Origin of the sequence: Aureivirga sp. CE67 (genome assembly GCF_015767245.1) — a bacterium.
Taxonomy (GTDB): Bacteria; Bacteroidota; Bacteroidia; order Flavobacteriales; family Flavobacteriaceae; genus Aureivirga.
This window is the reverse complement of the sequence record NZ_JADOTV010000010.1, coordinates 21,827-35,402: the sequence shown is the minus strand read 5'-3', so window position 1 is coordinate 35,402 and position 13,576 is coordinate 21,827. Positions and strand designations below refer to the sequence as shown.

Annotated in this window: 16 protein-coding genes and 1 other RNA gene; 3 read left to right on the top strand and 14 right to left on the bottom strand. The window is 27.1% G+C overall.

All coding sequences use genetic code 11. The features are described 5' to 3' along the window. Positions 1 to 62: 62 nt before the first annotated feature. Positions 63 to 623 carry a Crp/Fnr family transcriptional regulator gene (locus I0K12_RS12620; RefSeq protein ID WP_196888481.1) on the bottom strand — a complete coding sequence of 187 codons (561 nt, stop codon included), beginning with the start codon at positions 621 to 623 and terminating at the stop codon, positions 63 to 65. A gap of 186 nt (positions 624 to 809) precedes the next feature. Here I0K12_RS12620 and I0K12_RS12615 point away from each other — a divergent pair, with 186 nt between their 5' ends. Further along, positions 810 to 1,394, top strand: a complete 585-nt coding sequence (locus I0K12_RS12615; RefSeq protein ID WP_196888480.1) for an HAD family hydrolase — start codon at positions 810 to 812, stop codon at positions 1,392 to 1,394. A gap of 68 nt (positions 1,395 to 1,462) precedes the next feature. Here I0K12_RS12615 and I0K12_RS12610 read toward each other — a convergent pair whose 3' ends face one another. The 10 genes from I0K12_RS12610 to I0K12_RS12565 all read right to left on the bottom strand — a co-directional run bounded on the left by I0K12_RS12610 (position 1,463) and on the right by I0K12_RS12565 (position 8,815). Further along, the gene (locus I0K12_RS12610; RefSeq protein ID WP_196888479.1) at positions 1,463 to 2,005 is read right to left on the bottom strand and encodes a GNAT family N-acetyltransferase; all 543 of its coding nucleotides are present in this window, start codon (positions 2,003 to 2,005) and stop codon (positions 1,463 to 1,465) included. 18 nt (positions 2,006 to 2,023) lie between these two features. Continuing rightward, positions 2,024 to 2,632 (bottom strand): hypothetical protein, encoded by a 609-nt coding sequence (locus tag I0K12_RS12605; RefSeq protein WP_196888478.1) that lies wholly within the window; start codon positions 2,630 to 2,632, stop codon positions 2,024 to 2,026. Positions 2,633 to 2,636: 4 nt separating this feature from the next. Next, entirely contained in the window at positions 2,637 to 3,233 is a 597-nt protein-coding gene (locus I0K12_RS12600; protein WP_196888477.1) for a hypothetical protein, read from the bottom strand. Between the two features lie 30 nt (positions 3,234 to 3,263). Further along, positions 3,264 to 3,869, bottom strand: a complete 606-nt coding sequence (locus I0K12_RS12595) for a hypothetical protein (protein ID WP_196888476.1) — start codon at positions 3,867 to 3,869, stop codon at positions 3,264 to 3,266. A gap of 32 nt (positions 3,870 to 3,901) precedes the next feature. Continuing rightward, positions 3,902 to 4,942, bottom strand: coding sequence for a metallophosphoesterase (locus I0K12_RS12590; protein WP_196888475.1), 1,041 nt, complete (start codon positions 4,940 to 4,942; stop codon positions 3,902 to 3,904). 375 nt (positions 4,943 to 5,317) lie between these two features. Further along, positions 5,318 to 6,886 carry a ribonuclease Y gene (rny, locus tag I0K12_RS12585; RefSeq protein WP_196888474.1) on the bottom strand — a complete coding sequence of 523 codons (1,569 nt, stop codon included), beginning with the start codon at positions 6,884 to 6,886 and terminating at the stop codon, positions 5,318 to 5,320. A 46-nt stretch (positions 6,887 to 6,932) separates the two neighbouring features. Then, positions 6,933 to 7,038, bottom strand: a non-coding RNA gene (gene ssrS / locus I0K12_RS12580) — 6S RNA. Between the two features lie 53 nt (positions 7,039 to 7,091). Continuing rightward, the gene (locus I0K12_RS12575; RefSeq protein ID WP_196888473.1) at positions 7,092 to 7,382 is read right to left on the bottom strand and encodes a cell division protein ZapA; all 291 of its coding nucleotides are present in this window, start codon (positions 7,380 to 7,382) and stop codon (positions 7,092 to 7,094) included. A gap of 9 nt (positions 7,383 to 7,391) precedes the next feature. Further along, positions 7,392 to 7,682 (bottom strand): hypothetical protein, encoded by a 291-nt coding sequence (locus I0K12_RS12570; protein WP_196888472.1) that lies wholly within the window; start codon positions 7,680 to 7,682, stop codon positions 7,392 to 7,394. Positions 7,683 to 7,867: 185 nt separating this feature from the next. Further along, the gene (locus I0K12_RS12565; protein ID WP_196888471.1) at positions 7,868 to 8,815 is read right to left on the bottom strand and encodes a LysR family transcriptional regulator; all 948 of its coding nucleotides are present in this window, start codon (positions 8,813 to 8,815) and stop codon (positions 7,868 to 7,870) included. A 105-nt stretch (positions 8,816 to 8,920) separates the two neighbouring features. Between I0K12_RS12565 and I0K12_RS12560 the strand changes: the two genes are divergently transcribed. Then, the gene (locus I0K12_RS12560; protein ID WP_196888470.1) at positions 8,921 to 9,391 is read left to right on the top strand and encodes a Dps family protein; all 471 of its coding nucleotides are present in this window, start codon (positions 8,921 to 8,923) and stop codon (positions 9,389 to 9,391) included. A gap of 67 nt (positions 9,392 to 9,458) precedes the next feature. On the opposite strand, the gene I0K12_RS12555 is transcribed toward I0K12_RS12560, so the two are convergent. The 3 genes from I0K12_RS12555 to I0K12_RS12545 all read right to left on the bottom strand — a co-directional run bounded on the left by I0K12_RS12555 (position 9,459) and on the right by I0K12_RS12545 (position 12,045). Further along, positions 9,459 to 10,163 carry an SDR family oxidoreductase gene (locus I0K12_RS12555; RefSeq protein WP_196888469.1) on the bottom strand — a complete coding sequence of 235 codons (705 nt, stop codon included), beginning with the start codon at positions 10,161 to 10,163 and terminating at the stop codon, positions 9,459 to 9,461. 58 nt (positions 10,164 to 10,221) lie between these two features. After that, complete coding sequence (locus I0K12_RS12550) at positions 10,222 to 11,187, bottom strand: YheT family hydrolase (RefSeq protein ID WP_196888468.1); 966 nt, start codon at positions 11,185 to 11,187, stop codon at positions 10,222 to 10,224. Positions 11,188 to 11,265: 78 nt separating this feature from the next. Next, on the bottom strand, positions 11,266 to 12,045 hold the full coding sequence (locus tag I0K12_RS12545) for a response regulator transcription factor (protein WP_196888467.1): 780 nt from the start codon (positions 12,043 to 12,045) through the stop codon (positions 11,266 to 11,268). 634 nt (positions 12,046 to 12,679) lie between these two features. Between I0K12_RS12545 and I0K12_RS12540 the strand changes: the two genes are divergently transcribed. After that, positions 12,680 to 13,564: an SH3 domain-containing protein gene (locus tag I0K12_RS12540; protein ID WP_196888466.1), complete on the top strand. Its 885-nt coding sequence runs from the start codon at positions 12,680 to 12,682 to the stop codon at positions 13,562 to 13,564. The last annotated feature ends 12 nt before the right edge of the window (positions 13,565 to 13,576 follow it).

The window sequence follows — 13,576 nt, the reverse complement described above, 5'->3', positions numbered from 1 at the left end:
TGTTTTCACAAAGTAAAGAGCTAGAAAACGAAATCCACTTGACAATTGTCAAATAATAAAAATCAAACTTGTGTACGTATCCTACTCAACGTTTCTTGTGTAATCCCGATAAAAGATGCAATATGTTTTAACTGTACTCTTTGAAGCAAATCTGGTGTATTTTCAATAATTTTATCATAGCGTTCTTTTGCAGTATGAAACAATAAATCTTCTATTCTTTCTGCAAGATCTACATAAATTTGCTCCAAAAACATTCGAACATATTTTTCATATTGTGGCTTTTCTTCCAAAAGTGTATACAAATCTTGATGAGAAATAGAAATAACCTCTGAATCTTCTAAAACTTCAATATTATAACGACTTTTTTTTCTTTGAACAAAACTATCTATAGCAGTAATACTAGTGTTTTCTACAGCAAAATGAGCGGTGATTTCTTTTCCATCTTTATAATAAAAAGAACGTGCAATTCCAGTTTGAATTAAAAACAAATAATCACAAACAGTTCCTTCTTCATGTAATAATTGTCTTTTAGAAAATGTTTCTTTTTTCATTATAGCCTGAAATGCTTGAAGCAACTCCAACAAATCTGGTTCATTTATATCTTGTAATTTTTCAAATATCATCTCTTTTTATCAAAATTTAAATTCTGTAACAATTTTAAACAAGGGAATAAAAATAAACAATTGAATCATAATCAGATATTTTAGATCAATCTTAAACAAAATCTTTGTTTTTATATTTTATTGAACTTAAAATTATCTTAAAGCATAATTAATAAGTCAATTTTTCTATTTTTACAAAAAACAAAAATGAAGAAAAAACTACTTATACTTGATATAGACGAAACTCTAGTACATGCCAACGAAAATCCAGAAAATGAAGATTGGCATTTTGAATTACAAAAATATAAAGTTTATAAAAGACCTTTTTTGGACGAATTTTTAGAGGCAATACAAAATCATTTCGAAATTGCTGTTTGGTCTTCTGCTTCGGATGATTATGTCGAAGAAATTGTGAAGCTAATTTTTCCAGAAAATTATCCTTTAAAATTTGTTTGGGGACGTTCAAGATGTACTATCAATCGAAATTTATATGGTTTTGATTTATTAGATAACTATATCGATTATTCAAATCATTATAATTATGTAAAGGTTTTAAAAAAGGTCAAAAAGTATTTTGGTTTTGCTTTGGAAGAAATGTTAATTGTAGATGACACTCCATCTAAATCAAAATATAATTATGGGAATGCAATTTACCCAAAAGAATTTACTGGAAACACGGAAGATAATGAACTAAAATATCTTTCAAAATATTTAATTACACTAAAAGATGTTGAAAATGTTCGAACTATTGAGAAGAGAAATTGGCGAGAAATTATGAATGAGAGCATTTAATTTAAAAAATATACCGAATTAAAAATCCACTAAATTCATTTCATTAAGTGGATTTTTATTTAAAGTTTTTATTTCTCAACATTTAATGTCATTGAAGTAAAATTATATGATTTATTGTTCAAACGAAACATATCAACTGTTTTACCGATTTGCTGAAAATTATATTTTTCATAAAGACGAATCGCAGGAATATTTTGAGACATTACCTCCAAGTCTAGCCAACATATTTTTGAATCTAGTTTACAATAATCTATAACAAACTCAAGTATTTGTTGTCCAATTTTTAACTTTCGGAATTGTGAATCTACTCCCATTCCTAGCAAAACTCTATGAGTAGTATTTAATTCCATTCTTGAACGAATATCAATATGTCCAACAATTTGATTATCTAAATTTTCAGCAATCCATAATTTACGCCAACCAATTTCTCCAAAATCCTTTTCAAAACCTGTTTTAAACTTGTATTTCCATTCTTCAGTCAAAATAGATTGCTCAGTAGTAAGTGGTTGAAAAATCTCATTAGCTTCACTTCCATTTTCGGACAAATGATTATCTAAATAATTAAAAAAAGTATCGTAATCTTCTGGTTCTATTTCCTTTATTTTAATCATAAAATTTAAAAATCTTCATTATAATTTCACATTTGGACTTTTCCAAGTTATCAAATTAAGTTCCGCTGTTCTATCTAAAGTTTTGGTAAATAAATCAAACATATTTCTCAAATCTTCAGGATTTTTAATAAGGGTATAAACATCCAATTTCATGATAAAAACATGTTCTGGATAACTTTTAAACAAAGAATATCTTTTCCCTGGACTTAAATGAAAATCAAAATATTTTAAACCAAAAAAATGATTCCTTAAACTTCTATCTGCTAAAACTTGTTGTAATTTATTTGGATTATTTCCTTTAATTATAAATTTCGGATCAAAATGAAAATCACCAATCTGAATATCTTGTAAACCAAATATCTTCCCGATTCTATTAAACATATTTTCTTGATAAATATGCATCTTAAAACCGCTGAAATTTTCTACTGCAACTCTAAGTCTAGTATAGTAAATCTGACTTTCTCCTCCTGTAGAATAAACATCTAATTTTAATTCCCAATTTTTATATTTATAAAGAATATAATCTGTTGAAAAGTAACCTTTATCTACGTGTTCTGCTCCAATTTCTTGCGCAAAATTCTTCCAAACTTTTTTTCTTTTTCCGAATGTATCTGTAAAAAATGACATAATATTATCTTGCTAAAACTTCTTTTTCTGAAATTGATTTTGATGTAACTAAATAATCCAAAACAATCATAATGGATTTAAATAATTTTCTTAATAATTCAATATGTTCGATTTCTCCGTAAGTTTCAAAAAATAAAATTCGAATATTTTTCGGGAAATTATAATCATAATAAATCGGAACATCCGTAATTTCTAAATGAAAATCATCAATATCAAAAAGGTTATTTCGCAACGTTTCATTAGAAAATAATTCTTTGATCTTATCTTCATTATTTCCTCTAATTACAAATTTTTTATCAAATGCTGTATCTCCAACAATAACATCTTGCATCCCAAAAAACTTACCTATTGTTGCTGTAAAATCTTCTTTATGAACATCAAATTTAAAATTAGAAAGAGAAGAAATAAATACTTTTAATCGAGTATAACTCTGGCAGTGATCTTTTGATTTTTTAATTAAATCAAGTTTAATTTCCCAATTTTTATATTCAAGAACTAACTCCTCGTCATTTTCAAAACAATTATAAACAGCTCCGATTTCCTTAGCAAATTGCTCCCAAATTTTCACTCTTTTTTCAATTTCTTTATTTAATTCTGCCATAATTTATACACAAGTTTTATAATGATATTTCTATAATTCAATATTTGGATTAAAGCTCGTAATTAAGTTTAAATCTTTCAATTTATCTAATAATTTTTCAAATATTTTAAACAAAATTCTTAATTCTTTGATATCACTTATTTTCCCTTGCGTATCAAAATAAAGAACATCAATATGATCAGCATAACTTTTAAAAATTGTCTGACTTGCACTTTCAATCTTTATATCGAAATATTTTAAAGTATATAATAAATCTCTCAACTCTGAATCTTCTAGTAAAAGTTTCACTTTGTCAGGATTATTTCCTTTGATTATAAAATGATCATCAAACTTTGGACTACCGATTTCTATATCTTGCATTCCAAACCATTTCCCAATCACAGAAGTAATTTTTTCGTCATAAATATCAAAACGAAAATTCTCAAAATTTTCTACAGGAACTCTTAATCTTGTATAAGTTTTTCTATGTTCACCTTGTGTTCGATAAGTATCTAGAACAAATTCCCAGTTTTTATAATTATAAACCAAAGAATCTGCATACCAGAATCCTTCAATAACAAATTCACCTCCTATTTCATCAGCAAATTTATCCCAGACTTCGGTACTGTTTCCGAAGATATTTTTCAATAAGCTCATTTTTTATTTTTTTTAGTCTTTGAATAGTAAATTTAAAACTTTTTCTTTTCCCCTCCTTTAGTTCCTTTAGAAAAATTATCTTGTTCTATAAAAAGAATTTCTCCATATTCTCCTTTCTTGATACTTGAATCAACTCCATAAACTTTTCCGTCAAAAAGCTTTACAATTTCTTCATTTGAACAATGTCCAACAACCAAATGTTCAGAATCAATTTCTTTTAAAATCGAACCAACTTCTTCATCTTTCATATCACCATAAAAATATCCTCGAAACCATATCAAACTATTCGATTTAAAATAAGGTTCGTAAATATTTTTGGTTTTCATTTCATCTTTGGACATATCAATAGCAGAACGCATTATTTCATTTATTTCTGCCAAATCAAAATCTTTCCTATGATCTAAAAACTCTTGAGATACTCCTCCATGAACAAAAACAGAATTATTAATTTTCACAGCAGTAGATTTAGATCGTAACCATTTTCCTAAAACTGTATTTTTTCCATAAAGTTCAGCATAAGATTTACCCAAAACTTTCGTAACATTTACATATTTATCATGAATATATCGATCATCATTCTTCAAAATCATAAATTCATGATTTCCTAAAAGAAAATGTACTTTTCCTCCCACTTTTTCGGCTTGTTTTTCCAAATTGTACACAAACCATAAAGTTTCGTTCACTTTATCTCCTCGATCAAAAATATCACCTACAATTACAAAATGTCCATTACCATAATTCCAATTCAAGTTCTCATCAATGATTTTATTATTTTTCATAATTTCTATTGCTAAATCAAATTGTCCATGAATATCTGACAAAGAAGCAATTTTAGAAATATTTGAAAAAACAGAAGCATCTGGTTTGTATTCAATTTCAAAAGCATTTTTATTCAATTCTTTTTCTACAATTTGTCCCTTTTCAACTTTTCTTTCTATCAATTTTCCGTTCTCAATAAATACATAAGGACCATCTGTAGTTTCTTCTAAATTCTCTACACTTTTCCAACTTTGAATACCAAAATAAACAGCTACTAATACTATAACTGTAATTAATATTTTAATTTTTGTCATTTGATTATACTTTGATTTCTAATAGGAAGAATAAGTTGCAGTTTTGTATCTTAATTTTATGTTAAAATAAATAAAAAAAGAGCAGAGAAATTAGCCAAAATCCAAAGTATGTTTGAATTTGTTTTTCTTAAAGATGTATAATTTATAAAAGATAAAATAAACGTAATCAGATATAATAAATCTGAAAATAATTTAATAAATGTAAAAGGGTAATTTGAAACAGAACTATAAACAATAAAATAAAAAATCATGAACAAGTTTATATAAACTACATTCCTTTTTGCTAGATCAAGCTCAAATAATTTTCGAAATAAAAAAAGCCATTCAGATAATTTCTAAATGGCTTTTTATTTTATTTACAATATGTTGTTTCATTTATTTTGCAACATTTACAGCTCTAGTTTCACGAATTACTGTAACTCTCACCTGACCTGGATATGTCATTTCATTTTGAATTTTCTGAGAAATATTAAATGAAAGTTCCGCTGCTTTTGAATCGTTCACTTTATCACTTTCCACAATCACACGAAGCTCTCTACCTGCCTGAATTGCATAAGCTTTCTGAACTCCATTGAATGTGAATGCTGCTTCTTCAAGATCTTTTAATCTTTGGATATAAGAATCTAAAACTTGACGTCTTGCTCCTGGTCTCGCTCCTGAAATCGCATCACAAACTTGCACAATTGGTGCAATCATAGTTTTCATTTCAATTTCATCGTGGTGTGCTCCAATTGCATTACAAACTTCAGGTTTTTCACCATATTTCTGAGCCCATTCCATACCTAATAATGCGTGTGGTAATTCTGTCTCTGTATCTGGCACTTTTCCGATATCATGTAAAAGTCCTGCACGTTTTGCCATTTTAGCATTCAATCCAAGTTCAGCAGCCATTAAACCACAAAGTTTTGCAACTTCTCTAGAGTGTTGTAATAAGTTTTGACCATAAGAAGAACGATATTTCATTCTACCTACAACTTTGATTAACTCTGGATGTAAACCGTGAATTCCTAAATCAATTACTGTACGCTTTCCAACTTCGATAATCTCTTGCTGAATTTGTTTTTCTGTTTTCTTTACAACTTCCTCAATTCTAGCTGGGTGAATTCTTCCATCTGTTACTAATTTATGTAAAGATAATCTTGCAACTTCTCTACGAACAGGATCAAAACAAGAAAGAATAATTGCATCTGGCGTATCATCTACAATAATTTCAACTCCAGTAGCTGCTTCAATTGCACGAATATTTCTCCCTTCACGACCGATAATTCTACCTTTTACATCATCTGACTCTAAGTTGAATACTGAAACACAATTTTCAACTGCTTGCTCTACACCAGCTCTTTGAATTGTATTTAAAATAATTTTTTGAGATTCTTGCTGTGCAGTAAGTTTTGCTTCCTCAATAGTTTCTTGGATAAAACTCATTGCATCTGCTTTAGCGTCTTCTTTTAGAGATTGAATTAATTGCTTTTTAGCATCTTCTTCAGTAAAACCAGAAATTGCTTCAAGTTCTTCTACTTGCTTTCTATGAAGTTTATCAATTTCGTCTTCTTTTCTTTCAACGTTATCAATTTTACTAGTATAACTTTGAAGTTTAGACTCTAAGTCTTTAGAAAGTTTTTTGTTTTTATCCAAAACTTGAGAAACTTGAGATTCTTTATCTCTTGTTCTTTTTTCAGCTTCAGATATTTTTTTATCTCTACTTAAAATTACTTTTTCATGTTCTGTTTTCAATTCGATAAATTTCTCTTTTGCTTGTAAGATTTTATCTTTTTTGATTGACTCAGCTTCTTTTTTAGCTTCTTTAATAATATTAGATGCTTGCTTATTAGTATTCATGATAAGCTTACTAGCTCGCTTTTTCTCTAATACTTTTACTATGATAAAAGTTATAACTGCTCCTATTACTATACCAAATAAAATTGGTAGTATCATTTCTCCCATAATTTTTGTTTCTATGCATAAAAAAGCCTACATCAGTTGGGTTTTTAAACTCCGTATTAACAGGTTTAGAGCTAACTATTTGGTCGAAAATCCACTAAAGTGGCGCGATCTAACAAATACGACTTACTCTTTTTAATTGTATAGTGTTGAGTTTAACAAACAATAACTAATGTAGGCAGTATATCTACTATTTCCATTCTTGGTGTTATAAATAACTTCCAAGAATTTCATTTAATTTTTCTAATTTCTTTACAGATTCTTGATGATTATATCTTTCGTTAATTTCTGAAAATTCTAACTCTGATGCAAATTGTAATGCACACATTGCTAAAACATCTTGTTTATCACCAACAGCATAGTTTTTTTCAAATTTTGAAACCATTGCTGCTATTTTTTTAGCTGCTAACCTTAAGCTTTCTTCTTCTCGTTCACTTTTAACGCTAAGAGGATAAACTCTGTTGGCGATGGTAATTTTTATTTTCTGTTTATCATCCATTCAATTTATCTACTCATCGTTTAATTCGACAATACATTTATCTACTTCTCTGATTAGAGCATTTATCTTTAATTTCGTTTCTGTAGCACTTTCTGTGTCTCCACTGCCTTTAATAGTTTTGGCTATTTTTAATGTATTGTATTCAGCATCCTTCTCTTTCATCAAAAGTTTCATTTCTAACAACTGATTATTAAGAATAGCTACTTGGCGATGTAAAAATTCATTTTCTTCACTTAAAAATTCATATCTTTCAAGAAGATTTTTAACTTTATCTTCTATGGAGTTAACTATTTCTATCATACGCAACTGCAATACTATCTGCTATAAACTATTTGCACAAAGTTAATATCAAAAAACTATATTCACAAGAAGTTTTTGATTTTTTAATAGATTTTCACCTTCATTTGAAAATAAACTTCTGAAATAAATAACATTAAATATTATTTTTCTGTAAATAAATTGAAAATATTTAATTTAAATAACTTCTAAATATGTTTATTTGGAAGTGGACTAATGATTTTTACATCCGAAAAAGAAATTGCTCCACGTACAATACCATCAATTGTTGTCTTCAAAGCTTCAATTAATTGAAGTTTCAATTGCGATTTATGATAAATAATACTGATTTCTCTAGCTGGTTCCGTTCCTTCAAATTTTCTTAAATGTTTTTTATCTTCAGCACAAAGATCAATCGTATGTAAATACGGTAATAATGTCATCCCTAAACCTTCTTTAGACAATCTTAATAATGTGCTAATATTTCCACTTTCTAATTGGAATCTTTGTTTTCTATGATGTTTTAAATTTCCACAAATATTCAGAATACTATCTTTAAAACAGTGTCCTTCTTCTAAAAGTAAAATATCATCAACATCTAAATCATCTGTGGAGATTTTTTCTTTAGAGAATAGTTTACTTGAATTTGGAACAAACCCTACAAATGGTTCATAATAAAGAGGTTTTTCAATAATAGCTTCATTTTCTAAAGGCGTTGCAGCAATTGCTACGTCAATATGTCCTTCTGAAAGCTTTTTGATGATATTATCTGTTGTAAGCTCTTCTACAATTAAATTTACTTTTGGATATTTTTTGATAAATGTTTGTAAAAACATTGGAAGTAAAGTTGGCATCACTGTTGGAATAACTCCTAATTTAAACTCTCCTCCTACATAACCTTTTTGTTGATCTACAATATCTTTTATTCGGTTACTCTCATCAACAATAAGTTTTGCTTGTTCGACAATACTTTTCCCTATATCTGTAAGTTCAATTGGTTTCTTATTTCTGTTAAAAATTTGCACAGAAAGCTCTTCTTCTAACTTCTGTATTTGCATACTCAAAGTTGGTTGTGTTACATAACAATGCTCCGAAGCTACTGTAAAATTCTTATACTCTGCTACTGCTAATATATATTTTAGTTGTGTTATTGTCATTTTATAAAAATTTATGATAAAGATATAAAAACTATCAATAATATTTATAGACTTCTAGTGCTTATTTTCATTAAATTTATACTAGTAAATTAAAAACCTAAGAGTATGAAACTTAATGAAATAGGATTAAACATTGAACAATCAAAAGAACTTGTTATCAAATTAAACAATTTATTATCTAATTTTCAGGTGTATTACCAGAATTTAAGAGGCGTACATTGGAATATTAAAGGAAAAGAATTTTTCGTTTTACATCCAAAGTTCGAAGAATTATACACAGATGCTCAAGAAAAAGTAGATATGATTGCGGAGAGAATTTTAACTCTTAGTGGCACACCTCTTCATACTTTCAAAGATTATATGGAAAATGCCGCTGTTCCTATTGGACAAAATGTAACTAAAGACGAGGAAGCTGTAAAATTAATCATTGCGTCTTTGACAGAGATTATTCTTATTGAAAGAATTATTTTAGAACTTTCTGATGATGCAAATGATGAAGGAACAAACTCAATGATGAGTGACTTTATTTCTGAACAAGAAAAAACAATCTGGATGCTTAAATCTTGGCAAGGTTAATCTTTTATCAAAGCATTTTCATTTGATACAAAAAATCCTGTTTATTGTAAACAGGATTTTTTTATTTCTAAAAAGGATTTGTAGCCCAAACTGTAACTTCCGGAACAAAACCTCGATCTCGTTTTTCAATTACATGAACAATTGTATCTGCAATATCATAAGAATTCAATTTATTTGATTCTTCTTTCCTTTCTTTTCTTTCTTCATTTCCAAAAGCTGTAGTAACTTCACTTGGACAAACTAGTGTAACTCGAACATTGAACTTGCGTAATTCTGCTTGCCAACATTGTGTCATTCCACGCAAAGCAAATTTTGATCCAGCATAAACAGTACCCCTTGCAAAACCTTTCAAACTAGCTGTGGAACCAATATTTATAATTGTTCCGTTCATTTGCTCCTTAAAATAAGAACTTACTTCTTTTGTCAATAAAGCTAAATTGAAAACATTTGTTGTAAAAACATTTTGAAAATCTTCTGCAGTTACCTCATCTAAAGTTGTAAAATCACCTCCTATTCCAGCATTATTAACCAAAACATCAATTCCTCCTAAAAGTTGAATTGCTTCTTTAGTTTTTGCTTCAATAGTTTCTGTTTTTGATATATCAAAATCTAAGGCTATTGCACCAATATTTTGAGCAACCGATTTTAACTTTGAAATATCTCTACCTGTAATAAGAACTTTCGCTCCTTTTTCTATTAATAATTTTGCTGTTTCTTTACCTATTCCAGAACTTCCTCCAGTAACAAGTATTTTAGCACCTTTTAATTCCATTTGTTGTTATTTTTTTAGACACCCTAATTTAAGCATTTAAAAAAATAAATTTCTTGAATTATAAATGTTCTTTGATAAATTTTAAAATTCGATGTTCGCTCCAACGATATTTTTTTTCATTGAAACTTGTATTAAATCCAACATGCCCACCATAATCTGGAGTTTCTAGAAAGAAATAAGGATTTTCCTTAGCAATTTCAAAAGGAAAACAAGACTTAGACAAAAAACTATCATCCAAAGCGTTTATTAATAAAGTTGGTGTTTTTATATTTGGCAAAAAATGAATACTACTACTTTTATTCCAATAATCTTCTGCATTTATAAATCCATGTGCTGGTGCTGTGTATAAATTATCAAAATCATAGAAATTTTTAATCTTATAAATCTGATCCAGTGTAATATTTTGCTCAGGAAATCTTTTTACTTTTTCCACCAATTTTGCTTTTAAAGTCTTTAAAAAAACATTTAAATATATTTTATTTTTTGTTTTTCCAAGTTCAACAGCAGAATCATGAAGATTACACGGAACAGAAACAGCAACTCCTGCTTTTATTTTTGAATTAATTTCACTTGTTTCACCAAGATATTTCATGGTTAAATTTCCTCCTAGGCTGAAACCAACTATTACTATTTTTTCATAAGAATAATTTGACAAAATATGATTTACTACATCTTCTACATCAGTAGTCATTCCGCTATGATAAGCAGAGAATTCAGAATTCAACTCTCCACTACAACCTTTTAAGTTTATAGCAACAGCATCAATATTTGCTTTATTTAAAGTTAAAATCGTTGATTTAATATATTTTGACTCAGAACTTCCTTCTAAACCATGTATACAAATTGCAATTGTATCACTTCCTACTGTTGAAAAATCTAAATCCAAAAAATCTCCATCTCTTGTAAAAACTCTTTCTCTTGAGTAATTAATTTCCTCATTGACAAATAAAGTTTTATAAATAGTGTTTAAATAATTATTCTTAAAATAAAATGATGGATTATAAGTGGATTCAAGTATTGGCATAGATTAAAAAAATTTGAGCAAAATTATACTAATTAATAACTAACCCTTATAATTTAAGAAAAATTTAGCAAAATTCCATCATTGAATCACATCATTCCGTATACAATCTGCTACTAATTGTGCTGTATTTTTCACATTTGCTTTTGCAAACATTTTTTTCTTATGCGTTTTTACGGTTAACGGTGATATACATAATTCCTCTCCTATTTCAATTTCTGTATATCCTTTTGCTATTAAATTTATTATTTCGATTTCTCTTTTAGAAAAAATAGATTTCATGTTAGTAAGTTTATAATCATTTAAATCATATGCGTAATAAGAAGGCAAAGAACTACTAACAAAAGTTATTTTATGATCCATTTTTGGTTCCATGTATGTTACATCTGTGTGAATGCAAAACACTCGGATCAATCGCCCATTGGAATCTTTTTCGATAACTTGTGATTGATGTAATATTATTTTCTTTGTTCCCTTCTTTGTGATAATTCTATTTAAATAGGTTACTTTATATTTTTGAATATCTTCTTTTTCAATTTTATTATACAAAAAATCGTATGCAATTTGTTCTTTATTTTGTAATGCTTTTAAATCTTCATCTGTACATAATTCTAATAATTTCTCAATTTTTATATTTTCTATTTTCTCTTCTAATATTTCTTCAACATTTTTACTTATAAATTCGATTTCGAATGTTTCAAAATTAAATACGAAATAATAATAAGGTCCTACTGTAAATAGGTCTGAAATATGATTTATAATGTCAATTTTCTCATGTTTTACCTCATCTTGTATTTGCAACTGTTTATAATAATCTTTCCAATCCGTTTTAATCTCACTGATTATTAATTGTTTATCCATAGCGTCTACTCCTTAAGTCAATTCGTCAAAAATAATAAAACATAAACGACATAAACTAATTAAAATCTAAAAAAAAAGCTCTTATTCCATATTTAAAAAAATATGAATAGAGCTTTTTTAAAAATAAATATTATAATTTTTAACTTAAAGATTATATAAACATATCTATGAGATCAGATACCTTATTAAATCTAACACTATCAACCCTTTTAACTTTTAAAGCCTCGTTAAAATTATTATATATTTATTTCCCCCTTTTTATTTTATCATAAATTATAATTCAAAGATGAAATAAATCAACTTTAAAATCAATACTACTTTTGGAGTATTTTAACATTATTTTTATGCAAAAAATATCATATTTATTTACAGTTTTTATAAAACATAGCAAATCAATGATTTTTTTACAATTCTAATATTACTTAATCTAAACCTAATCATTATGTAAATATTAACCTTTAAACAAAACTATTTCTACAAAGAAGAGCAAGTTATTTCTAATGTAAATATTATTTTTTCATATTTTGAATTAGATTTAAATAAAAAGAAAGTTATTCTTAAAAAATTATAATTCATAAGAGTTAATATCTTTGAATAAATTTAAATCATAATCTAAAACCAAATTATTTCAAACATGAAAAAAATTATTTTCTTCTTATTTCTCATTTCAGTATTAAATGTAAATGCACAAAAATATTATTCTGTAATTGCTGAAAATGGACTTTCCATAAGAGAAACACCAAGCTTAAGTGGGAACAAAATAGGAAAATTAGAAGCTGGAAAAGATGTAATGGTTCTGAGAAAAAGTGGAGTAAAACTAAACATAACAGATGAAGGAAAAATTGTAAAAGGAGAATGGTTTGAAGTAAAAGAAACTGATAATTCTCCATCAGGTTATGTGTTTAGCGGATTTTTGAATAGAAAATGGTCTAGACCTCAAAATTTATGTGATAGTGAACTTCCTTGCAATTCTACTATTTATTTTGATGATTTCAAGGTAAAACTATATAATTATCAAATTGAAGTAAATGAAAAAAGAGAAAAAAATGACTCTCTTCAAATTCACGAATTTGTTTTCAATGATATTGATGATAAACTAATGAAGATTACACCAAACGATAAATCTACTAAAGTGGAAGTTTCATTTACAGTTATAGAAAGTATCGAAGAGCAATATAATCGTCATAAGATAAAAAGAGAACAAATAGACGAATGGATTGAAAACAGAGTTTCTTGGAATGGATATTCTGAATATGAAAAAGTGGAAAATAAGTTCAATTTTTTCAGAATCCCAATAATTGATTATGAAGGAAAAGAAAATTCTAGAAAAATAAATTTAAAACTTCGAGATACTCTTGTTGATTTAAGCGGTGAAAGTATGAATGTTGCCACTTTAATTTATAAAGGTAAACCAGCAATATATGGAATTGGCTCTGTTATTTTAAAAATTGATTTAACTTATAAAAATGGTCAAAAAGAGACAAAATATTTAAAAATTATTCTTTCTTACGGATGCTAATTTTCAGAAAAA

What these genes read in the sequence shown, in the direction of transcription:
- I0K12_RS12605 (WP_196888478.1), bottom strand. Translation starts at nt 2,632, where the DNA reads ATGTCATTTTTTACAGATACATTCGGAAAAAGAAAAAAAGTTTGGAAG.
- I0K12_RS12545 (WP_196888467.1), bottom strand. Translation starts at nt 12,045, where the DNA reads ATGGATAAACAATTAATAATCAGTGAGATTAAAACGGATTGGAAAGAT.
- I0K12_RS12620 (WP_196888481.1), bottom strand. Translation starts at nt 623, where the DNA reads ATGATATTTGAAAAATTACAAGATATAAATGAACCAGATTTGTTGGAG.
- I0K12_RS12565 (WP_196888471.1), bottom strand. Translation starts at nt 8,815, where the DNA reads ATGACAATAACACAACTAAAATATATATTAGCAGTAGCAGAGTATAAG.
- I0K12_RS12540 (WP_196888466.1), top strand. Translation starts at nt 12,680, where the DNA reads ATGAAAAAAATTATTTTCTTCTTATTTCTCATTTCAGTATTAAATGTA.
- I0K12_RS12600 (WP_196888477.1), bottom strand. Translation starts at nt 3,233, where the DNA reads ATGGCAGAATTAAATAAAGAAATTGAAAAAAGAGTGAAAATTTGGGAG.
- I0K12_RS12590 (WP_196888475.1), bottom strand. Translation starts at nt 4,942, where the DNA reads ATGACAAAAATTAAAATATTAATTACAGTTATAGTATTAGTAGCTGTT.
- rny (WP_196888474.1), bottom strand. Translation starts at nt 6,886, where the DNA reads ATGGGAGAAATGATACTACCAATTTTATTTGGTATAGTAATAGGAGCA.
- I0K12_RS12555 (WP_196888469.1), bottom strand. Translation starts at nt 10,163, where the DNA reads ATGGAATTAAAAGGTGCTAAAATACTTGTTACTGGAGGAAGTTCTGGA.
- I0K12_RS12570 (WP_196888472.1), bottom strand. Translation starts at nt 7,682, where the DNA reads ATGATAGAAATAGTTAACTCCATAGAAGATAAAGTTAAAAATCTTCTT.
- I0K12_RS12595 (WP_196888476.1), bottom strand. Translation starts at nt 3,869, where the DNA reads ATGAGCTTATTGAAAAATATCTTCGGAAACAGTACCGAAGTCTGGGAT.
- I0K12_RS12560 (WP_196888470.1), top strand. Translation starts at nt 8,921, where the DNA reads ATGAAACTTAATGAAATAGGATTAAACATTGAACAATCAAAAGAACTT.
- I0K12_RS12610 (WP_196888479.1), bottom strand. Translation starts at nt 2,005, where the DNA reads ATGATTAAAATAAAGGAAATAGAACCAGAAGATTACGATACTTTTTTT.
- I0K12_RS12575 (WP_196888473.1), bottom strand. Translation starts at nt 7,382, where the DNA reads ATGGATGATAAACAGAAAATAAAAATTACCATCGCCAACAGAGTTTAT.
- I0K12_RS12550 (WP_196888468.1), bottom strand. Translation starts at nt 11,187, where the DNA reads ATGCCAATACTTGAATCCACTTATAATCCATCATTTTATTTTAAGAAT.
- I0K12_RS12615 (WP_196888480.1), top strand. Translation starts at nt 810, where the DNA reads ATGAAGAAAAAACTACTTATACTTGATATAGACGAAACTCTAGTACAT.